Below are 21,405 nucleotides of genomic sequence, written 5' to 3' on the forward strand. Positions count from 1 at the left end.
GGCGCGGCGGCGGCCTGGCCGGAAGCGGCGATGGCCTGATCGGACGGCACAGTGCCTCCGATGGCGCGGCTGAAATGCGCGCTGCCTCCGACGGCGGGGCTGGAGGGCGGGGTGCCTTCGACGGCCGGGTCTGAGGCCGCGGCGTTTCCCGGGGCCGGGACAGAATGCGCGGTGCCTCCGGTGACGTGACCGGAAGGTGAGGTGCCGGCGGGGGCCGGGTCGGGCGGCGTCGTGCCCGGCGCGTGTGCTCTCCCCCAGGCAGCCCGGGGCCGCGGTGCGCGCGCCCTCACCGGGAACCTCCGAACACGTAGCCGGCGCGGCGCATCAGCACCAGGAACACCGGCACGCCGATCAGCGCGGTCACCACGCCGAGCGGCAGCTCACGGGGCGGCACGGCCACGCGGCTGAGCAGGTCAACCCACACTATGAACAGCGCACCCACGAGCGGGGCCACCACCACGGCGCGCCGGTGGGCCGGTCCCAGGACGATGCGGGTGGCGTGCGGGACCACCAGTCCCACGAAGCCGATGGTCCCCGCAACCGAGACCAGGGTGGCGGTGCCCAGAACCGTGAGCGCGAACAGCTGCACGCGCATCCGGTCCGGGTCCACGCCCAGGCTCGCGGCGGAGCCGTCCCCCATGGACAGGGTGTCCAGGTCCTGTGCGCGCCATGCGAGCCACGCGAGGCACAGCGCGGTGGCGGCCACCGGCAGGGGAAGCTGCTGCCACGTGGCCGCGCCCAGGGAGCCGAGCATCCAGAACATCACGGTGCGGGCGGCGTCGCCCTTGGCGTCGAAGAAGACGATGGCGGACATCAGCGCCTGGAAGCCGAACGAGAGCACCACACCCGTGAGGATCAGCCGCACGGGTGCCACCCCGCCCGGGGTGCGGGACAGCAGGTACACGAGCACCGACGCCGCCAGCGCGCCCACGAACGCGGCCGCGCTCAGCGCGAGTCCCCCGAGCGCGGCGAACAGTCCCCAGGAGACGACGGCGCTCGCGCCCACGGCCGCGCCGGAGGAGATACCCAGGATGAAGGGGTCCGCCAGGGGGTTGCGCACCATGGCCTGCGCCGCGATGCCCAGGGCGCTCAGTCCCGCTCCCACCACCGCGGCGAGCAGCACCCGCGGGGTGCGGATCTGCAGCACCACGGTGTAGTCGGTGAAGTCCGCCGCGGGAATGACCCCGCCGGTCAGCGCGGCCCAGAAGAACCGGGCAGTGTCCGCCACGGGAATCTCCGCGGCGCCCCACGAGACGGCGGCGGGGACGGACGCGCCCAGCGCGACGAGCAGCGTGAGCACCAGCAGCGCGTGGGCGCGGGGTGGGAGTCGAGGTGTCGTGGTCATGGCGCTGTAATGATAATTATTCGCATTTACGGGAGCCAAATTTCCGCCTTCGCCCACGAGGTCGGCACCAGATGGTCTGTGGAGACGGCGCGCATGGACGTGCGAGGCGGTGGGCTCCGGGGCGCCGGTGGGAACACGGTCGGGCGGGTGCCCGGCCCGCCGGTCGCGCACCGTCGTCCGGTACACGAGCGCGGGACGGACGGACGGCAGCATTGGCCGACACGTCAGCGGGAGGCAGCGTCGGCTGGCATGTCAGCCGAGCATGACTCACCGAGCGGACGGCGTCGTGCGCCGGGGCGTCAGCGGGAGGCGGCCTGGGCGATCAACTCGGCGGTGCGGCGCGGCTGGTCCAGCATCACGAAGTGACCGCTGCGGGAGACCACCACGGAGCGCACCGAGGTCTCCCCCGCGAGCCGCGTGGCCTGGGCGAGGACTTGGCGTACCCACCGGGACAGTCCCGGGCGGGGCAGGAGCCCGTTGGCGGCCACCACCGTGAGGGGCACCCGGGGGTCCAGGGGCAGACGGGCACGCAGTTCGCGGAGCCGGTTCATGCACGCCACGTAGCCCGCGAGCTCGCGCAGGGAGGCGAGCAGCGTGTTGGGCGCGGAGGCCTCGGCACGCAGACCGCCTATGACCCGGGCCACGCGCAGCCGCCCAGGAACGAGGGCCACCGAGACCGCTGGCCCCACGAGGCGCCAGAGCCGGCGCACGGCGCGGGACCGGGCTGTCGGGTGCGTGCGGTGGCGGAATCGGCGGGCGGCACGGGCCTCGTCGTGCGCCCAGTCGGCTCCCTCGGCCTCGGGGACGGAGCCGTCGAGGAGCACGAGGGATGCCAGGCGCCCGGGATGCAGCCGGGCCGCGGCCTCGACCACGGCCGCACCGAAGGAGTGGCCCACCGCGGTGACGGGTCCGGTGACGTGCAGGACGTCGAGGACGGCGAGCAGGCGGGCCGCCTCCGCGTCCAGGTCGGGGAGGGTCTCGGGGACCGTCTGGCCCGGTGCACAGCCCGGGCGGTCGAGCACGATCACGCGGTGGTCCCCGCGCAGCAGCTCGACCACCGGCGCCCAGTCCCACAGCACGGAGGCCACGCCCGAGGAGCACACGACCGCCGGGCCGGAGCCGATGTCCAGCACCCGGACCGGCACACCCTGGACCCGGATCTCGCTCAGGTGCTCGCGCCACAGCGCGGCGATGCGCCGGTTCATGCCGGGATCGCCCGGGGCGCGGCGCGCACCCGGTCCACGACCGGCAGGCCCACCACGGCCACGAGCCACACAACGATCGCGACCATGGAGATCCGCTGGGTGATCCCTTCCGTGGGGATCCTGGTGAGCAGGGCGTCCACCGCGGACAGGGCGATGGTCACGATGCCCACCCAGCTGGCGATCCGGGTCACCCGGTCGGCGGCGGTGCTCAGCACGAGCGACGCGAGCATGGCCACCACGAACGCCGTCCCCGCCACGGCGGAGGATGCGGTATGCATGAGGTGCTGCAGCGGCAGCGTTCCCGCGGCTTCGGCTGCGGCGCACTCGGGTGAGACCGAGGGCGCGCACGTCATGGGGTTGATGGCGTCCACCACCGTGGCCGCACCGGCCACGGCCAGTGCCGCGCACCACGTGCGGACCGCGCAGCGCGCACGACGCCGCGTGGGCGGGGCGGTCTCCGGTGCCCCGAGGCCGCCGGGCAGTCCGCGCCACAGCGTGCGGGCCCGCGAGTAGGACAGGACGGCCATCACGATCAGCAGCATCCCGGAGATCCCGTCCGTGGTGCGCAGGAGCGTGGCCGCGGGGCGGTCCGCCACGAAGTACTCGGAGGCGTAGGACGTCCACGGGTGCAGCTGCGGATCCAGCAGCGGGGCCACGAGCCACGTGGAGTAGAGGACGGCGATCAGCACCGCGAGACGGCGGGACGCGAGGGTCATGGAACCGGGTCACCCGCCTGTCGTCGTCGTGGGGCCGCGAGGTAGCAGCAGAGGTCCACTGTATCGGTGCCGTTCCCGAGGGCCCCGGGGCAATGGACAGGTGGCCACGAATTCGTGGCGACACCATGGCCTAAGGTGTTTCCGAGCACGAAGAAAGCCGGGCCCGTTCTGCGTTTCCGCAGGTCAGACCCGGCTTGCTGGCTCCCCCGACTGGACTCGAACCAGTAACCCTTCGATTAACAGTCGAATGCTCTGCCAATTGAGCTACGGGGGAATGCACATGTTGCTACGCAACGAGACGATACTTTACAGCGCCCAGCGGGCTTCCTCAAATCGCCCGGGCGGGCCACTACCGGGCCCGTCATCTACCGGGTGCCGGGTGCGCGGGGACCTGGGGCTGGCTACCGGCTGCCCGCTGGGAATCAGACTCCCATGAGGCTGCGCCGCTGCAGCTCCAGGTCCAGCAGCTCGCGGTTGAGCTGCTGGTAGAGGTCCGGCTCGCGCTGCGCGTTGAGCCGGTTGAGGTGCGCGAGCTTGTCTGACTTCTCCCGGTTGATGTGCATTTCCACGAGCGAGGTGATGACCCCCACCGCGTAGTTGCGCATCTGCTGCTCGGTGGCCGCGGGCAACGGCGTGACGGACAGCTGCGCCAGGTAGCCGTGCAGCGGTTCGGGCAGGTGGTTCCGCACGGCTTCCAACCATGCTCGCCCGCCCTGGACACCTTCGCCCAGGTCCGCGCGGGCACCCACCACGGCGTCGTGCATGACCTGGTGCACCCGGTACGTCATGCCCGCGGACTCGAAGTGCCCCCAGTAGGCCAGCGGCACCAGGTCCGGGACCTGCAGCACCACTTCCAGCGCCTCACGCTCCATGCGGGACACCGGCTCCCGGGGATCGGGGAGCTCCACGGTGCGCGGCTCCTCGGGAGAGCCATCGTGAGTGACGGCCCTTCCCCGCGGTGCCTGCGGGTCGTGGTCCACTCCCCCGCGCGATGGCCCCTGGGCCTGCTGCCGTCCGCGAGCGCCGTCGTACCCGGAACCGGCCGGTCCTGCTCCAGAACGCCCCGAACCCGCGGGCCCCTGGCCGGAGGGGCCGGAAGACCCAGCACCCGAGTGCCCCGAACCGCCGCGCTGCGCGGACTTCGCCGCCGCGCTCACCGCGCGCATCACCTCGTCCGTCTCGATCCCGAGCCACCCCGAGAGCTCCCGCGCGTAGGCGGGGCGCAGGGAGGGGTCACGGATCTGCGCGACGATGGGCGCGCACGCCCGCATGGCGCGCAGCCGCCCCTCCAGGCTGTTGACGTCGTACTCCTTGATAGTGGCCCGCAGCGCGAACTCGAACAGCGGGGTGCGGGTCTCCACGAGATCCCGCACCGCCACGTCCCCGCGCGCCAGGCGGAGGTCGCACGGGTCCATGCCGTTCGGCTCCACGGCCACGTAGGTCTGGGCCACGAATCGCTGATCCTCCTGGAAGGCGCGCAGCGCGGCCTTCTGCCCGGCGGCGTCGCCGTCGAAGGTGAAGACCACCTCGCCACCGGCGGAGTCGTCCGAGAGGAAGCGGCGCACGATCTTGATGTGCTCCGGCCCGAACGCCGTGCCACACGTGGCCACCGCCGTGGGGACCCCGGCCAGGTGGCACGCCATGACGTCCGTGTAGCCCTCCACCACGACCACCTGCTTGGTCTTGGCGATGGGTCGCTTGGCCAGGTCGATGCCGTAGAGCACCTGGGACTTCTTGTAGAGCTGCGTCTCGGGAGTGTTGAGGTACTTGGGGCCCTGGTCGTCCTCGTAGAGCTTGCGCGCCCCGAAGCCGATCACCTCCCCGGCCACCGCGCGGATGGGCCAGATGAGCCGGCCACGGAAGCGGTCGTAGAGCCCGCGGTTACCCTCCGAGAACATGCCCGTGAGCTTGAGCTCCTGCTCCGTGAACCCCTGGTTGCGCAGGTGGTTCAGCAGGTGGGACCAGCCCTGCGGCGCGTAGCCCACCCCGTAGGTGCGGGCGGCGTCCTGGTCGAAGCCCCGCTCCCCCAGGAACTTCTGGGCGGCGGCGGCCTGGCGGGTGTAGAGGTTGCGCTGGAAGAACTCCGCGGCCACCTTGTGGGCGTCCAGCAGGCGCTGCCGGCGGCCCACCTCCTCGCGGTTGGGCGCCCCGCCCTGCTCGTAGTGCAGCTCGTAGCCGATACGTGCGGCCAGCCGCTCCACGGTCTCCGTGAACGGGGTGTGGTCCATCTCCATGAGGAACGCGATGACGTCCCCGGACTCGTCGCAGCCGAAGCAGTGGTACGTGCCCATCTGCGGGCGCACGTGGAAGGACGGCGAGCGCTCGTCGTGGAACGGGCACAGCCCCTTGTAGGAACCGATCCCCGCGGGCTTGAGGGTCACGTACTGCTCGACGACCTCGCGGATGTCCGTGCGCGCGCGAACCTCGTCGATGTCTTCACGCTTGATCAGTCCGGCCACTGGGCCAGTTTAGGCACCCCGTCAAACCGCGGACGACGCCGCCCGGGCGGGTGTGCAGGGCGCGCCGCACGGTGCGTGTACGACGCCCTGCCGCGGCCGGGCACCACGGGGAGGACGACGCCGCGCGGGCCCTCCCGGCGCGGCCACGGTCTGCGCTCCAGCCGCTCCCGCGCGGACCCGGGCCTGTCCGCTCACCACAGCGGCTTGTCCCCCGTGCGCCAGTTGGTGCCGCGGATCCTGTCATGCAGTGCCACGGCCGAGTGGTCCGTGAGGCACGCGATCTGGTCCACCACGAGCCGCAGCCGCGCGGCCTCCGCACCCGGTCCGTCCGCCACGGCCCGCCAGTCCGCGGCGAACTCCGGGGAGAGGAACCGGCCGTCGGTCTCAAAGAGGGCCTCCACCAGGATGGTGAGGATCTCGTGCTGGTTCTCGTACAGGGGCATGGCGTCCCGCACGGTCATCACGAACGCGGTGGCGATGCCCTTGAGCACCCCGATCTCCAGCTCGGTCTCGCGCGGCACCACCAGGGACGCCCGGTACCGGGTGAGCCGGTCCTCCCCGGCGACCTCCCGGGTGGCCTCCACCGCGGACATCGCAAAGCGGCCGATGAGCTGGCTGGTCATGTTCTTGAGCCGCGCGAGGTCCCCGCGGGTGCCGTCCATGCGCGGCACCCAGGCCGCGGTGGCCTCGAGACGGCGCAGGGCGGCGTCGAGCTCCTCGTCCGTGGCGTCCGGGAGGTACCAGCCGCGCGTGCACTCGATGACCCGCCCGCGCTGGGTGGGCTCGGCCAGCAGGTCCAGCTGCAGGGCGTGGGCGGCCACGGCGTCCTCCACGTCGTGCACGCTGTAGGAGATGTCGTCCGCGAGGTCCATGACCTGTGCCTCCAGGCACTTGCGGCCCTCCACCGCGCCCTCGCGGAACCACTCGAACACGGGGAGGTCGTCCTCGTACGCGCCGAACTTCCGGTTGGGGCGCCCGTCCGCCCGGGGCGGGGCGTCTGCGGCGGACCACGGGTACTTGCACGTGGCGTCCAGCGTGGCGCGCGTGAGGTTCAGCCCCGCGGGCTCCCCCGAGGGCGTCACGAGCTTGGGCTCCAGCCGGACGAGCAGCCGCAGCGTCTGGGCGTTGCCCTCGAAACCCCCGATCCCCCGGGTCAGCTGCGCGAGCACGGTCTCGCCGTTGTGCCCGAAGGGCGGGTGGCCGAGGTCGTGGGACAGACACGCGGCGTCGACCACGTCCGGGTCGCAGCCCAGCGCCTTGCCGAGCTCCCGACCGATCTGCGCCACCTCCAGCGAGTGGGTGAGGCGGTTGCGCACGAAGTCGTCCGTCTGCGGGGCCACCACCTGCGTCTTGGCCGCGAGCCGGCGCAGCGCGGAGCTGTGCAGCACGCGCGCGCGGTCCCGCTCGAAGTGGCTGCGGTGGCGGTTGTGGTGGTCCTCGCTGACGTAGCGCTCGGTGTCCGAGGGCTCGTAGCCGGGGGCCAGGATGCCCAGGCGGTCGGGAGTGTGCACGGCGCTCAGCCTCCCGAGACGTCGAGTTCGGCGGCCGCGAGACCCAGCCGTTCGGCGTCGCCCAGGATCCGCGAGGACAGCCAGCCGTCCGGCAGGTGCGGCTTCTTGGGCGAGCCCGCGCGACCGCGGGGCCCCTCCACGTCCGCACCGGGGTAGGGGGCGTCCAGGTCCAGCTGGTCCAGCAGCTCGCGCAGCGCGGCGAGGTCCGGAACCTGCGCCATCTTCGCGCGCAGCTCACCGCCCACGGGGTATCCCTTGAAGTACCAGGACACGTGCTTGCGGATCTCGCGGCAGCCCTTGGCCTCGTCCCCGAACTCCTCGGTGAGCAGCTCCGCGTGGCGGTAGACGGTGTCCGCGACCTTGCGCACGCCCGGCCGGAAGCGGCGGGCGCTGCCCTCGAACGCGGCCTGCAGGTCCCCGAACAGCCACGGCCGTCCCTGGCAGCCGCGGCCCACGACGACGCCGTCCACACCCGTGTGCTCGACCATCCGCACCGCGTCCTCGGCCGAGAAGATGTCCCCGTTGCCGAGCACGGGAATGTCCGGCAGGGCCTCGCGCAGCCGCGCGATCGCGTCCCAGTTCGCGGTGCCCGAGTAGTGCTGCTCCAGGGTGCGCCCGTGCAGCGCGACGGCGGCCACGCCCTCGTCCCGGGCCATGCGTCCGGCGTCCAGGTAGGTCTGGTGCTCGTCGTCGATGCCGATGCGCATCTTCACCGTCACGGGGATGTCCCCGGCCTCGCGCACCGCGGTGCTCACGATTGCCCGGAACAGGTCCGTCTTCCACGGCAGGGCGGAACCGCCGCCGCGCTTGGTGACTTTGGGCACGGGGCAGCCGAAATTGAGGTCGATGTGGTCCGCGCGGTCCTCCTGCGCCACCATCCGCACGGCTTTGCCCACGTTCACGGCGTCCACGCCGTAGATCTGGATGGAGCGCGGGGTCTCGTCCGGGTCGTGGTGGATGATCCGCAGGGACTCCGGCCGCCGCTCCACCAGGGCGCGCGCCGTGACCATCTCGGTCACGTACAGGCCCCCGCCGTACTCGCGGCACAGCTTGCGGAAGGACTTGTTGGTCACCCCGGCCATGGGAGCCAGCACCACGGGGACGTCGATGGTCAACGGTCCCAGGTGCAGCGGCTTCAGGTTCAGCACGGCCGGTTCGCGGTCCGCGGTCTCAGTCGTCTCGGTGCTCATCGCCTGACATTGTCTCACCTGCGCGCAACGGGCCGTCCCCCGAGCTGCCTCTCCCCCACCCGGACACGACGACGCCGCCCGCGCGGATCGCGCCGAGCGTCGTCGTCCTGCCCGGTGCCCTCTCAGGCGGGGGCGTTCCGTCCGGTTCCGGACGCCGCGATCTGCTCCAGACGCACCGCGAGCTTGAACGCGCGCACCTGCTCGTCCCGGCGGCCCAGGGTCTTGCACGCCGCCCCAAGCTCCCGCAGGCAGGCCACCCACTCGTCCGTGTGGGCCTCCGAATCGGGCAGGGCCGAGTACAGGTTGGAGGCGTTCTCCAGGGCGTGGGCGGCGTCGGCCCACGCCATCCGGTCCGCGGCGAGCGCGGCGAGCCCGCGCCAGCACAGGATCTGCCCGGCCACGTCCCGGCGGGACTCGCAGCCGCTGAGCACCGCCTCGTAGTGCTCCTCCGCCACACGCCGCCGCCCGGCCGCCTGCGCCGCCGTGGCCAGGTGGGAGGTCCAGCGCAGGTCCTCGTGGGTCACGAACCCGGTGCCGCCCGGGTGGGCCGGCCGGTCGGGGTCCACCCCGGCCACCTCGGCGCCCTCCTGGAAGACGCGGTACGCATCCCACGGGCGCCCGAGGGCGAGCAGCACGTCCCCGAGCTCCTCCAGGCACCGCACCCGCCCGCGCACGGAACGCGCGGTGCGCTCCGCCCGGCGGTACTGCACGGCGCCGATCCGGTAGTGGTGCTCGGCGTCGGTGAGGTTCCCGGCATCACGCTCCAGATCCCCGAGCGACGACGCCGCGTCACCCGCCGCGCACCACGCGTCACCCAGGCGGGCGGTGCGCAGAGCGTCCTCGAGCAGCGTCCGGGCCTCGGCAACGTCCCCGCGCTCACGGGCGGCGGTAGCGCGCTTGAGCCGGCGGGCGGAGTTCTGGGCTGCGAACATGCTGCGCTCCCGGGGTCGTACTAGCGGACCCGCTGCCCAGCGGGCGACGGGTTCAGGGTCAGGAACAGAGGATCGCGGAAGCCGTGGTCCGAGAACGCCGAGCACACGGAGGCGGCCAGCTCGTCCAGCTCGTCCTCCCGGGCCAGGGCGATCACGGAACCGCCGAAGCCGCCGCCCACCACTTTGGCGCCCAGGGCGCCAGCGTCGAGGCACGCGCTCACGGCGGCGTCGAAGTCCCGGCAGTCCAGGGCGAGGGTCTCCCCCGCGTGCGAGCGCAGGGACGCGGTCTGGTCCAGCCCGCCCGTGTTGGCGCCCACGATGTGGTTCTCGGCGTCCATGCACGCGCGGGCCAGGGCGCGGCGCAGGCGGTCGTCCGGGGCGTCGTCGCCCGTGGACAGGGAAAACAGTGCGAGCGCGACCGAGCATTCCAGGGCCGCGGAGGACGCGAGCCCGGCGCCGATGGGAACAGTGGAGTCCACCATGAGGTCCGCGCCGAAGTCAGGGGCCAGGGCGAGCTCGGGGACGGCGACGGGGTGGTCCGAGTGGCCCGAGGCCACCCGCTGCATGCCCCACGCGACCCCGGCGGCGTAGCCGAACCAGCCGCCGATCGCGCCGGGGGCGATGTCCGCCACGGAGGTGGTGCGCAGCCGGTGGTCCGCTACGGACTCGTCCGCGTCCTGCAGGGACAGCGCCCGCAGCACGCCGTCCGTGCGCGGTGCCGCGGCAGTGAGCGTGACGTACTGGTGGGCGAAGGGCAGGCACATCCCGCCCGAGTAGTCGATGTACTCCCCCATGAGGTTGGCGCGGCCCGGCGCGGCCCACACGCCCACGGGCGCGCGGCCGTACGCCCGCTCGAAGCGCTCGCTCAGCAGCTCGGCGCGCGCGAGGACGTCCGGCTGGGGCACCCACTGCGGGCACCCGGCTTCCTCCGGCGGGGCGACGACGGCGGGTTCACAGGACACGGACGGTTCCTCACATGATCGGGTGGTGCGGTGGCGACACGCCATTGTCCCCTACGCGGCGCGGAAGTGCTCCTCGAGCTCCTCCAGGGTGCGGTCCTTGGTCTCGGGGGCCACGCGGTGCACCCACACGAGCGCCACGAGCTGCAGCGCAACGAAGATCAGCACGGTGTACCCCACGCCCAGGGCGTCCGTGAGCAGGGGGAAGGTCAGCCCCACCACGAAGGTCATCATCCACAGCAACCACGCGCACGCGCCCATTCCCACCCCGCGCACGGACAGCGGGAAGATCTCGGACATGTACAGCCACGTGACCGTCCCGATGCAGCACTGCATGAAGCCCACGAACACCACGATGCACGCGAGGACCGCCCACGCCCGGGCGGGACCGCCCTCCGGGACCAGCAGGTAGACCAGGGCGAAGGCGGTCAGGGACACGATGGTCCCGCAGAGCCCGGTGAGCAGCATGGGCCGACGCCCCACGTGCTTGAGCAGCACCATGGCCAGACCCACGGCGGCGGCACCCACCACGCCCGGGATGATGTTCGCGTAGAACGCGCCGTTGCCCCCGAACCCGGCGTCCTGCAGCACAGTGACCCCGTAGTACTGGATGGCGTTGATCCCGGAGATCTGGTTGATCACTGCCATGCCCGCACCGATACCGAAGATCCGGCGGATCCACGGGACGCGCACCAGGTCCAGGACGCTGGCCGCCGGGCGGTGCGCATCCTGTGCGGCGAGCTCCCGCACCGTGTCCGCCTCCTGCGGCGTGTAGGCGTCCTCCCGGATCCGGCGCAGCACGCGCACCATCTCCTCGCCGCGCCCCTTCCGGGCGAGCCAGCGCGGGGACTCCGGCACCACGGTCATCCCCACCCACAGCACCAGCGCGGGCACCGTGGCGAGCACGAGCATGTAGCGCCACACGTGCGGGACGTGGCCGAACGCCGTCGCCAGCCCCGCGTTGAACACGAACGCGAGCGCCTGCCCGCCCACGATCATCAGCTCGTTCTGGGCGACCACGCGCCCCCGCAGGTGGGCCGGGGCGAGCTCCGCGAGGAACACGGGCACGATCACCGAGGACGCTCCCACGGCGAGTCCCAGCACGGCGCGGAACGCCACCAGCACGCCCACGGAGGGCGCGAGTGCACAGCCGACGGTCGCCGCCACGAACACCACGGCGAGCACCATGAGCAGACGACGCCTCCCGAACCGGTCCGCGAGCCGCCCGCCGAATGCGGCGCCCCAGGCCGCCCCGAACGGCAGGATGGAGGCCACGAGCCCCTCCAGGAACGGGGTCAGCTGCATGTCGGAGACCAGCGAGGGCAGCGCGCCGTTGATCACGCCGGTGTCGTAGCCGAACAGCAGGCCGCCGAAGGTGGCCACGGTGGCGATCAGCCTCAGCCGCCCGCTCAGGGGCTGGGCGTCGGGCGCACCAGTGGCGTGCGGGTGGGAATTTTGCGGTGCGGCGGCGTCGCCGGAGAGGCCGGGTGCGGTGGATCCGGTGTGCTGCGAGGAGTGCGCCTGGGAAGCGGGCATGGAGGTCCTTTCGTCCGTGAACGTCTTACCACGGTCCTCACCGCGGAAAGCGCATGCGCGGGGGTGAGGCGTTGCCAGGTGGCAGCCTGGGAGTGCCAGAGGTGGGGCAGGCAACGCCACGGTGGACACCGCACCGACGTGCGCGCGCCGCGCGCGAGCACCCCGCGGACGCGCGAGAGCCCTCCCACCGCGGGTGCGGCAGGAGGGCTCTCGTGGGCTGCGCTAGTCCAGCACCAGCGTCTCGGTCTCCGTGACCACGCGGGCCACACCCGCAGCCAGGAGGTTGTCCACCACGCTGACCAGCGGGCCCATGGAGTCGTCCACCTCCAGCTCCACCGGGTAGTCGCTCACGAGCAGCGCCAGCAGGGTCTCCAGTGCCGCACCGGACTGCTCCGGGGTGGCCCCGGCGGCGCCCGGGACGTAGCCGAGCAGCACGTCCGCGACCTCGTTCGGCTGCGGCTCGTCGTGCGGGTTGGCCGGGTCGAACGGGCGGTAGCTCACGGCGAACGCCGCGATCGGGCCCTTGCCGTCCGTGCCGTCCACCGTGCGGCGCAGCACCACGGCACCGTAGGCCCCGGCGGTGTCCGAGAGGAACTGCTTGTTGACCGCGCCGATGCTCACGTCCCCCACCGGGTCCCACGCGTGGACCTCCCGGTAGAAGGACTCCACGGCGCGGGTCAGCTCCACGGAGCCGGTCGCGAGGTCCGCCACGGCCTCGGCGTCGGAGCCGTCCGCGTTCTGCCCGAGCGTGGGCGCGGGCAGGGCTCCGGGGTCCACACGCACCACGCGGGAGCGCATGGCGTCGGCGAAGCCCAGGGAGCGGGCGAAGCCCTCCCCCGTGGAGCTCGGGGTCACGCGCGTGCGCAGGGCCTCGACGGGAGCACCCGTCTCACGTGCGGCCGCCCGCAGCCGGGACGCCAGCTCCCGCCCGATGCCCTCGCGGCGGTGGTCCGGTGCGACCTCCACGAACAGCCACAGCCGCTGCGGGTGCCACGCGGAGGCGTAGCAGACCGCGGCGGCGACCGGAACGTCGTCGTCCGTGGCCACGAGCGTCACGGCGAACCCGCTCTGGTCCTCGGCCCCCAGCCGGGCGCGGAACGCCTGGACGGGCGCGGACTCGGGGTCCGGCCACAGCTCGAGCAGGCGGAGGTCGTCGTCCTCCTGCCAGGGGCGGTAGTCGATGCTCATGCCCTCACTTCTCCAGGCGCTCGGCCAGGTACTGCTGCACGCGGTCCAGGCCCACGCGCTCCTGGGTCATCTCGTCGCGCGAGCGGATGGTCACGGCCTGGTCCTCCAGGGTGTCGAAGTCCACTGTGATGCAGAACGGCGTGCCGATCTCGTCCTGACGGCGGTAGCGGCGGCCGATGGCCCCGGCGTCGTCGTAGTCGATGTTCCAGCGGCGGCGCAGCTCGGCGTCCAGGTGCTGCGCGGCGGGGCGCAGGTCCTCCTTCTTGGACAGCGGCAGCACGGCGGCCTTGACCGGGGCCAGGCGCGGGTCCAGGCGCAGCACGGTGCGGGTGTCGACGCCGCCCTTGGTGTTGGGTGCCTCGTCCTCCACGTACGCGTCCACCAGGAACGCCATCATGGAGCGGGTCAGCCCGAAGGACGGCTCGATCACGTAGGGGGTGTAGCGCTCGCCGGAGGCCTGGTCGAAGTACTGCATCTTGGTGCCGGAGGCCTCGGTGTGGTTGGTGAGGTCGAAGTCCGTGCGGTTGGCCACGCCCATCAGCTCACCCCACTCGGAGCCCTGGAAGCCGAAGCGGTACTCGATGTCGATGGTGCCGTCCGAGTAGTGCGCGCGGTCGTCCGCGGGGACGTCGTATCGGCGCATGTTGTCCGGGTTCACGCCCAGGTCCACGAACCAGTTCCAGCACGCCTCGACCCACTCGTCGAAGTACTGCTCCGCCTCGTCCGGGTGGATGAAGTACTCGATCTCCATCTGCTCGAACTCGCGCGTGCGGAAGATGAAGTTGCCCGGGGTGATCTCGTTGCGGAACGCCTTGCCGATCTGCCCGATGCCGAACGGTGGCTTCTTGCGCGCGGCGGTGACCACGTTGAGGAAGTTCACGAAGATGCCCTGGGCGGTCTCCGGGCGCAGGAAGTGCTTGCCCTCCTCGTTGTCCACGGGGCCCAGGAAGGTCTTCATCAGACCGGAGAACTGCTGGGGCTCGGTCCACTTGCCGTCCTGGCCGGTCTCCGGGTCCTTGACGTCCGCCAGGCCGTTGACCGGCGGGTGGCCGTGCTTGGCCTCGTACGCCTCCAGCAGGTGGTCCGCACGGTAGCGCTTGTGGGTGTGCAGGGACTCCACCAGGGGGTCGGTGAAGGTCTCCACGTGCCCGGAGGCCTGCCACACCGCGGACGGCAGGATGATCGAGGAGTCCAGCCCCACCATGTCCGCGCGGCCGCGCACGAAGGTCTGCCACCACTCGCGCTTGATGTTCTCCTTCAGCTCCGCACCCAGCGGCCCGTAGTCCCACGCGGAGCGCGAACCCCCGTAGATCTCACCCGCCTGGAACACGAAGCCCCGGCGCTTGGCCAGGGAGATGACATTGTCCAGGGTGGATTTCGGGGCCATGCGGTCTCACTTCCGTTTCTCGCGCGGAGCCGCGGGGGCTCGCGCGTGGGGATCGGTGGGCTCAGGCTCTCGACCCGCACGGGGAGAGCCGTTCCGCTCCAGGGTAGCGAGGTTCCGCAGGCCGGACCTAACCCCCGCGCACGACGACGCCGCACGGCCGGCGTGCCCGCGCGCCGCACGGTCCCGCGCGCCTCACCTCGCCGCCCCGCTCTCGCAGCATGCCCTCGGAACCGGGCCTCCGGCGCGCCGGGGTGATCGGGCGGTTCGGGGCGGTTGCACCGGTGAGGGCGGGGCGGGCGCCGGACCCGGCCGAGCGGCGTCGTCCCCGGCGCGCCGCTACGAGACGAACGCTGAGACGCCCGTGAGCGCGCGACCCACGATCAGGGAGTTGATGTGGTAGCTGCCCTCGTAGGTGTGGATGGCCTCGATGTCCGCCATGACCTTGGCGATCCCGTAGTGGCTGAGCAGGCCGTTGCCGCCCAGGGCGTCCCGGGCCTGGGACGCGCTCTGGCGGGCCAGCCGCGTGGCGGTGGACTTGGCCAGGGCGGCCTGCATCATCTGCAGGTCGTCCGCCTCCTGCACGCGGGTCACCTGGGCCATGAGCCCCGAGCAGGCGGCAAGGTTGCCGGCCGCCTCCGCGATGACCTGCTGCACCAGCTGGAAGCTCGCGAGCGGCTTGCCGAACTGGATCCGCTTGATCGCGTAGTCGCGCACGATGTCGAACACGGCCATCTGGGCGCCGACCGCCTGCCAGCCGACCCACGCGCGGGAGTCCTTGAGCAGGCCGTTGGCCGCGGAGAAGTCCTCGGCGCCGGGCAGCAGGGCGTCCGCGGGCAGCCGCAGGTCCGTGAGCTCGATGTCCGCGTTCTGCATGATCCGCAGCCCGATCTTGTGCTCGATCTTGGACGCCGTGTACCCCGGCAGGGAGGTGTCCACCGCAAAGCACTTGATGCGGCCGTCGGCGGTGTCCCGGGCCCACACGAGCGCGAGGTCCGCCACGGTGCCCAGCCCGATCCAGCGCTTGCGGCCGTTGAGCACCCAGCCGTCGCCGTCACGGGTGGCCGTGGTGGCCAGCCCGCCCGCGATGTCCGAGCCGTGGTCCGGCTCCGTGAGGCAGAACGCGCCGAGCCGCTCGAGCTTCATGAGCCCCGGCAACCACGTCTCCTGCTGCTCCGGGGAGCCGAACGCGGCAATGGTGCCCACGATCAGCTCGTTGTGGATGCCCAGCAGCGCGGAGAGGGAGATGTCCGCTCGGGCGATCTGCGCGTGCACCAGCCCCTGGAACAGCCGCGAGGACCCGTCCTGGGCCACCTGCCCCAGACCGAGCTCCGCGAGCGCGGGCAGCAGGTGCCGCGGCAGCTCCTCCTTGTTCCACGCGTCCACGCTCTGGTGCCGCACCTCGGCCTGCAGGTGCTCCGTGATGGCGTGCAGCCGCTCGCGCTCGGACCCGGGCAGCTGGCGCTCCAGGTGCAGGAGGTCGGGGCCCGGGAGGGAGCGGGGGGCGCGCGGGGATGCTGCGGCTGAGGTCATGGTCCTGTTCCTGAGGTGGTGGGCAGGTCGATAGTGGTGCTTCCGACTATATCGCAGGCATGTATTTTCGTGTGGTCCCGATCACGCCCCCTGCGCGCCCCTAGACTGTGCCCATGCCCCAGAACCAGCCGCTCAACAGGGACCCCATTGCGGAAGCACAGCGCAACTGGGAGCGCAGGGGCTGGACCGAGGCCGCGGGCCCGATGGCCGCGGTGACCTCGATCATGCGGGCCCAGCAGATCCTGCTGGGCCGGGCCGACCGGATCCTCAAACCCTTCCGGCTGACGTTCTCGCGCTACGAGGTGCTCGCCCTGCTGAGCTTCGCGCGAGAGCACAAGATGCTCATGAAGCGGGCCAGCGCGCTGCTGCAGGTGCACCCCACGTCCATCACCAACGCGGTGGACCGGCTGGAGGACGCCGGGCTGGTGCGCCGCGAGCCGGTCAGCACGGACCGGCGGGCGGTGAACGTGGCGCTCACCCCCACCGGCCTGGACGTGGTGGGCCGGGCCACGCGGGCGCTGAACGAGCAGCTCTTCCTGGACACCGGCCTCGCGGCGCACGAGGTGGAGGCGGTCGTGGCGGCGCTGAGCGGGCTCCGTGCCCGCGAGGGGGACTTCACCCCTCCCGAGAACCCTCCCGCAGCGTCGTGATGATCTCGGAGAAGTCCTTGCCCGCGTGGCCGTCCGCCACGAACTGGTTGTAGAGCTCCGCCGCCAGACGCCCCATGGGCGCGGTGGCACCGGTCTGCTCCAGCGCGGTGGCCGCGAGGTTGAGGTCCTTGGCCATCAGCGCGCCGGCGAAACCGGGCTCGTAGTCGTTGTTGGCGGGGCTCGTGGGCACGGGACCGGGAACGGGGCAGTTGGTGGTCAGCGCCCAGCACTGGCCCGAGGCGTTGGAGACCACGTCGTAGAGCGCCTGGTGCTCCAGACCCAGCTTCTCCGCGAGCACGAACGCCTCGCTCACCGCCACCATGGACACGCCCAGAACCATGTTGTTGCAGATTTTCGCGGCCTGGCCCATGCCGTTGCCGCCGCAGTGCACCACGCGCGCACCCATGATCTCCAGCAGGGGCCGCACGCGCTCGAAGACCTCGTCCGGTGCACCCACCATGAACGCGAGCGTGCCGGCGGTGGCACCCACCACCCCGCCGGAGACCGGGGCGTCCGCGGCGGTGAACCCCTTCTCCCGTGCCAGGGCCGCGGCCTCCTGCGCCTCGGAGATGTTGATGGTGGAGCAGTCCAGGAACGTGGCCCCGGCGGGTGCCGCGGCCAGCAGACCCTCGCCACCGCCGGCCCCCGTGTAGGCGTCCTTCACGTGCTGCCCGGACGGGAACATGGTGATCACCACCTGCGCCTGGCGCACGGCGTCCTCCGGGGTTTCCACCACGGTGAGCCCCTGCTCACGGGCGGCGTCCATGGCGGCGGGCACCACGTCGAAGGCGGTCACGGACACCCCGGCCTTCACCAGGTTCACGGCCATGGGTCCACCCATGTGGCCCAGGCCCAGGAAGGCGACGGTGGGGAGCTGCTGGCTGGTGGTCTCTGTCATGACGTTCCTCGTTCCAGGGGTGGCGGTGGCTCCACGCGTCGCGGAGTCACGGGAATGCGGGAGTGCCGGAGTGCGGGGACTCCGCCGGGCGGCGTCGTGCTAGGCCCGGCGGCGGGGCGGGACTGCGGGGCGCGGCGGCGTCGTACGGCGTGGCGCACGACGACGCCGCGCGGCTCAGCTGCCGGCGGGCATCACGAAGCTCGCGCCCTCCTTGGTCCCGGAGGGCCAGCGCGTGGTGACGGTCTTGGTCTTGGTGTAGAACTTCAGCCCGTCCGTGCCGTGCTGGTTGAGGTCCCCGAAGCCCGAGGCCTTCCAGCCGCCGAAGGTGTAGTAGGCGATCGGCACGGGGATGGGGACGTTCACGCCCACCATGCCCACCTCCACGCGAGTGGTGAAGTCCCGGGCCGTGTCCCCGTCGCGGGTGAAGATGGCCACGCCGTTGCCGTACTCGTGCTCGCTGGGCAGGCGCAGGGCCTCCTCGTAGTCCTCGGCGCGCGCGATGCACAGCACCGGGCCGAAGATCTCCTCGCGGTAGATGCTCATGTCCGTGGTCACGTGGTCGAACAGGGTGGCGCCCACCCAGAACCCGTTGGGGTGCCCGTCCACGGTGGCGCCGCGGCCGTCCACCACGAGCTCCGCGCCCTCCCTCTCACCGGTGGCGATGTAGGACTCGATGCGCTCCTTGGCCTGGGCGCTGACCACGGGACCGAAGTCCGAGGACGGCTCCAGGGACGGGCCGAGCGTGAGCGTGGCGATCCGCTCCTCAAGCAGCGCGCGCAGCCTGTCCGCGGTGGCCTCCCCCACGGGGACGGCCACGGAGATGGCCATGCAGCGCTCGCCGGCGGAGCCGAAGGCCGCGCCGATCAGAGCATCAGCAGCCTGCTCGAGGTCCGCGTCCGGCATGATCACCATGTGGTTCTTGGCGCCGCCGAAGCACTGCGCCCGCTTGTTCTGCGCGGCCGCCGCGCTGTAGATGGACTGGGCGATGGGCGTGGAGCCCACGAAGCCGATGGCCCGCACACGCGGATCCTCGATCAGAGCGTCCACGGCGGTCTTGTCACCGTGGACCACGTTCAGCGCACCCGCGGGCATGCCCGCCTCGAGCGCCAGCTCCGCGAGACGCACGGGCACGGAGGGGTCCCGCTCGGAGGGCTTGAGCACGAAGGTGTTGCCCGCGGCGAGCGCGATGCCCGCCTTCCACAGCGGAATCATGGCGGGGAAGTTGAACGGGGTGATCCCCGCGACCACGCCGAGGGGCTGGCGCAGCGAGTGGACGTCGATGCCCGTGCCCGCACCGCTGGAGAACTCGCCCTTGAGCAGGTGCGGCGCACCTGCCGCGAACTCCACGACCTCCACGCCGCGCTGGATGTCTCCCTTCGCGTCCGGGAAGGTCTTGCCGTGCTCGTTGGAGAGCAGGGTGGCCAGCTCGTCCATGTTCTCGGTGATCAGGTCCACCCACTTCAGCAGGATCCGCGCGCGGCGCTGAGCGTTGAGCCCGGACCACTGCGGGAACGCCTCCTCGGCGGCGGTCACGGCCTGCGCGACCTCTTCCGCGGATGCCAGCGGCACCTGGGCGCTCACCGCGCCCTCCACGGGGTTGTAGACGTCCTGCGTGCGACCGGAGTCGCCCGGAGTCTTTCGGCCCTCGACGAAGTGGGGAACGAGTGTCATGGCTTCTCCTGGTGATGGTGGGAGGGTGTGATGCACGTCTCCCCCGAACGTATCCCCAGTTCATTGGACGTGCAACTACTTGGGGGCACGACGCCGCCCAGGTGCGTTTCCGTCCCTCCTCACCCCACCCCGCCCAGGCACGTTCGGGCACCGGGCGGCGTTCCCGGCGATCCGCCCCGGGCACGCCTGAGACAATGGACGCATGAGCGACACTGCGTATGAAGAGATGCCCATCCGGGACCAGATGATCCGCCTGGGGCAGGCGTTGAAGCTGGCCAACCTGGCCGAGGACGGCCACCACGCGAAGACCCTGGTGTCCGAGGGCGCGGTGCAGGTCAACGGTGCCGTGGAGACCCGCCGGGGCGCGCAGCTGCACCCCGGGGACGTGCTGGCGGTCCCGGGCTCCGGCATGCCGCCCGTGCGCATCGTCAGCGCGTAGAGCGCTCCGGCGCCCCCCACCGCAGTAGGTGCGCCGGAGCGGACGATAAGTCGGGTGACCGGGGTGCTCAGTCCGTGAGTGCCCGCAGGTACTCCGACACGTGGGACAGCTCCTGGGGTGAGACCCCGTGACCGATCCCCCGGTACTGCACCTTGGTGGCGTCCGCGTGCTGCTGGGCCCACTCGGCGGTGCGGTCCACCAGGGCGGGCGGGATCACCGGGTCCTCGGGGTCGCGGCCCCAGAACAATCGCAGGGGCTCCTCGCGCAGGGCGTCGTCGTGGAAGAAGCTGGCCTGGGCGTCGTCGTCCGCCACCGGGACCACGAAACCGGACAGCCCCACCACCGCGTCCACGAGGTCCGGGGCGTGGCGGGCCACCGTGGTGGCGATCGCCATCCCCTGGGAGAAGCCGAGCAGGATCACGTGCGTGTGCTGCAGGGACTCGTCCCGCAGCCACTGCACCACGGGCTCGGCGGCGGCCACCACGGCGTCCGTGGTGAAGCCGAGCTCGGAGGACAGCGGGAACCACTGGAAGCCCGCGCCCGCGCGCTGCGGTGCCCGCACGGAGGCCACGGTGAACCCGTCCGGGAGGGACGCGCTCAGGGCCATGAGGTCTCCCTCGTGGGAGCCGTAGCCGTGGAACATCACCACCAGGGGCGTGCCGGTGCGGTCGGCTTCGTCGTTGTTCCAGATCACGTGGGGTGCTTGTGCCATGGCCCCATCCTCACACGCTCCCGTGACGGACCATGACGGCGCCGCCCAGGAATACGTGTTAGTAATTTCCTATGGATGAGAGCACCGCGCCCCGGACCACGTCTCCCGATCCCACCGCCGAGTCCCCCGCCGAGCCCCTGCACCCGTGGCACCGGATGGTGTCCATGGGCGACTCGTTCACCGAGGGCGTGGGCGATCCCGACGACACCGTCCCCGGCGGGTTCCGGGGCTGGGCGGACCGCATGGCCGAGGAGCTCGCCCGCACCACCGACGACTTCGCCTACGCCAACCTGGCCATCCGCGGGCGCCTCTTCCAGCCCATCGTGGACGAGCAGCTGGAGCCGGCGCTCGAGCTGACACCGGATCTCGTGACCATCAGCGCCGGCGGCAACGACATGCTCCGCCCCGGCGCGGACCCGGACGACATCGCCTCCCGGCTGGACACCGTGATCGAGCAGATCGCCGCGACCGGCGCCACCGTGGTCATGTTCGACGCCCCGGACATCGGCAACACCCCCGTGATGCGCAGCATCCGCGGCCGCGTGGCCATCTGGAACGAGAACGTGCGCACGGTGGCCGCCCGCCACGACGCCGTGCTCGTGGACCTGTGGGGGCTGAACCAGCTGAGCGACCCCCAGATGTGGGCCCCCGACCGCCTGCACTTCTCCCCGCTGGGCCACCAGCTCATCGCGTGCGAGGCCCTGGACTGCCTGGGTGTGGACCACGGGCTCACCCCCGACCACCCCGAGGAGCGCCCCGCACGCAACTGGCGTCAGGCCCGCCGGGACGACATGGTCTGGGCCCGCAAGTACTTCGTCCCGTGGGTGGGCCGCCGCATCCGCCGCCGCAGCTCCGGGGACTACATCACCGCCAAACGCCCCGCGTTCGGCCAGGCCACGATCCCCGGCGCGGGCGAGCAGATTCCGGAGCAGGCCGAGGAGGCCTGAGCCCTCCCGCTCTGCTCCACCACACGACGACGGCGCCCGCTCCCCTCCCGGGTGGTTTCTAGGGGTCCTCGCAACACCTGATGGTTATGTGGTTGTCAGTAGATCACGCAGACGCTCGGCTGGGGTATCC

General features: G+C 72.0%; 18 protein-coding genes and 1 tRNA gene. 3 read left to right on the top strand and 16 right to left on the bottom strand.

The window, feature by feature from the left end:
• Positions 1-286: 286 nt before the first annotated feature.
• The 13 genes from QL985_RS08810 to QL985_RS08870 all read right to left on the bottom strand — a co-directional run bounded on the left by QL985_RS08810 (position 287) and on the right by QL985_RS08870 (position 15,958).
• On the bottom strand, positions 287-1,345 hold the full coding sequence (locus tag QL985_RS08810) for an iron ABC transporter permease (RefSeq protein WP_039101415.1): 1,059 nt from the start codon (positions 1,343-1,345) through the stop codon (positions 287-289).
• A 299-nt stretch (positions 1,346-1,644) separates the two neighbouring features.
• Positions 1,645-2,550: an alpha/beta hydrolase gene (locus QL985_RS08815; protein ID WP_039101414.1), complete on the bottom strand. Its 906-nt coding sequence runs from the start codon at positions 2,548-2,550 to the stop codon at positions 1,645-1,647.
• Complete coding sequence (locus tag QL985_RS08820; RefSeq protein ID WP_039101413.1) at positions 2,547-3,266, bottom strand: DUF998 domain-containing protein; 720 nt, start codon at positions 3,264-3,266, stop codon at positions 2,547-2,549. The genes QL985_RS08815 and QL985_RS08820 overlap by 4 nt, the downstream gene beginning before the upstream one ends.
• A gap of 198 nt (positions 3,267-3,464) precedes the next feature.
• A tRNA-Asn gene (locus QL985_RS08825) sits at positions 3,465-3,540 on the bottom strand.
• Between the two features lie 148 nt (positions 3,541-3,688).
• Positions 3,689-5,725 carry a DNA primase gene (gene dnaG / locus QL985_RS08830; RefSeq protein ID WP_039101412.1) on the bottom strand — a complete coding sequence of 679 codons (2,037 nt, stop codon included), beginning with the start codon at positions 5,723-5,725 and terminating at the stop codon, positions 3,689-3,691.
• A gap of 191 nt (positions 5,726-5,916) precedes the next feature.
• Positions 5,917-7,236, bottom strand: coding sequence for a deoxyguanosinetriphosphate triphosphohydrolase (locus QL985_RS08835; protein WP_039101411.1), 1,320 nt, complete (start codon positions 7,234-7,236; stop codon positions 5,917-5,919).
• Between the two features lie 5 nt (positions 7,237-7,241).
• Positions 7,242-8,426 carry a tRNA dihydrouridine synthase DusB gene (dusB, locus tag QL985_RS08840; protein WP_259921713.1) on the bottom strand — a complete coding sequence of 395 codons (1,185 nt, stop codon included), beginning with the start codon at positions 8,424-8,426 and terminating at the stop codon, positions 7,242-7,244.
• 122 nt (positions 8,427-8,548) lie between these two features.
• Positions 8,549-9,358, bottom strand: coding sequence for a hypothetical protein (locus tag QL985_RS08845; protein WP_259921710.1), 810 nt, complete (start codon positions 9,356-9,358; stop codon positions 8,549-8,551).
• A gap of 20 nt (positions 9,359-9,378) precedes the next feature.
• Positions 9,379-10,320 (bottom strand): galactokinase family protein, encoded by a 942-nt coding sequence (locus QL985_RS08850; protein ID WP_290147740.1) that lies wholly within the window; start codon positions 10,318-10,320, stop codon positions 9,379-9,381.
• Positions 10,321-10,371: 51 nt separating this feature from the next.
• A complete protein-coding gene (locus QL985_RS08855) occupies positions 10,372-11,853 on the bottom strand; it encodes a sugar porter family MFS transporter (protein ID WP_224764956.1) in 1,482 nt (493 codons plus the stop codon).
• Positions 11,854-12,075: 222 nt separating this feature from the next.
• The gene (locus QL985_RS08860) at positions 12,076-13,041 is read right to left on the bottom strand and encodes a GNAT family N-acetyltransferase (RefSeq protein WP_135010247.1); all 966 of its coding nucleotides are present in this window, start codon (positions 13,039-13,041) and stop codon (positions 12,076-12,078) included.
• Positions 13,042-13,045: 4 nt separating this feature from the next.
• A complete protein-coding gene (locus QL985_RS08865) occupies positions 13,046-14,428 on the bottom strand; it encodes a glycine--tRNA ligase (protein WP_259921704.1) in 1,383 nt (460 codons plus the stop codon).
• 336 nt (positions 14,429-14,764) lie between these two features.
• The gene (locus QL985_RS08870) at positions 14,765-15,958 is read right to left on the bottom strand and encodes an acyl-CoA dehydrogenase family protein (protein WP_135010251.1); all 1,194 of its coding nucleotides are present in this window, start codon (positions 15,956-15,958) and stop codon (positions 14,765-14,767) included.
• Between the two features lie 113 nt (positions 15,959-16,071).
• Between QL985_RS08870 and QL985_RS08875 the strand changes: the two genes are divergently transcribed.
• Complete coding sequence (locus QL985_RS08875) at positions 16,072-16,608, top strand: MarR family transcriptional regulator (RefSeq protein ID WP_121242019.1); 537 nt, start codon at positions 16,072-16,074, stop codon at positions 16,606-16,608.
• Here the strand turns inward: QL985_RS08875 and mmsB are convergent.
• Both mmsB and QL985_RS08885 read right to left on the bottom strand, forming a co-directional pair.
• On the bottom strand, positions 16,574-17,506 hold the full coding sequence (gene mmsB / locus QL985_RS08880; RefSeq protein WP_259921700.1) for a 3-hydroxyisobutyrate dehydrogenase: 933 nt from the start codon (positions 17,504-17,506) through the stop codon (positions 16,574-16,576). The genes QL985_RS08875 and mmsB overlap by 35 nt on opposite strands.
• Before the next feature lie 174 nt (positions 17,507-17,680).
• On the bottom strand, positions 17,681-19,177 hold the full coding sequence (locus tag QL985_RS08885) for a CoA-acylating methylmalonate-semialdehyde dehydrogenase (RefSeq protein WP_259921698.1): 1,497 nt from the start codon (positions 19,175-19,177) through the stop codon (positions 17,681-17,683).
• A 202-nt stretch (positions 19,178-19,379) separates the two neighbouring features.
• Between QL985_RS08885 and QL985_RS08890 the strand changes: the two genes are divergently transcribed.
• A complete protein-coding gene (locus tag QL985_RS08890) occupies positions 19,380-19,616 on the top strand; it encodes an RNA-binding S4 domain-containing protein (RefSeq protein WP_019310081.1) in 237 nt (78 codons plus the stop codon).
• Between the two features lie 67 nt (positions 19,617-19,683).
• Here QL985_RS08890 and QL985_RS08895 read toward each other — a convergent pair whose 3' ends face one another.
• The gene (locus QL985_RS08895) at positions 19,684-20,328 is read right to left on the bottom strand and encodes an alpha/beta fold hydrolase (protein ID WP_259921696.1); all 645 of its coding nucleotides are present in this window, start codon (positions 20,326-20,328) and stop codon (positions 19,684-19,686) included.
• A gap of 71 nt (positions 20,329-20,399) precedes the next feature.
• On the opposite strand from QL985_RS08895, the gene QL985_RS08900 reads away from it, so the two are divergent.
• Positions 20,400-21,275, top strand: a complete 876-nt coding sequence (locus QL985_RS08900; RefSeq protein ID WP_039101398.1) for an SGNH/GDSL hydrolase family protein — start codon at positions 20,400-20,402, stop codon at positions 21,273-21,275.
• The last annotated feature ends 130 nt before the right edge of the window (positions 21,276-21,405 follow it).

It is taken from the genome of Kocuria sp. APC 4018 (assembly GCF_030407675.1).
Classification (GTDB): Bacteria; Actinomycetota; Actinomycetes; order Actinomycetales; family Micrococcaceae; genus Kocuria; species Kocuria rhizophila.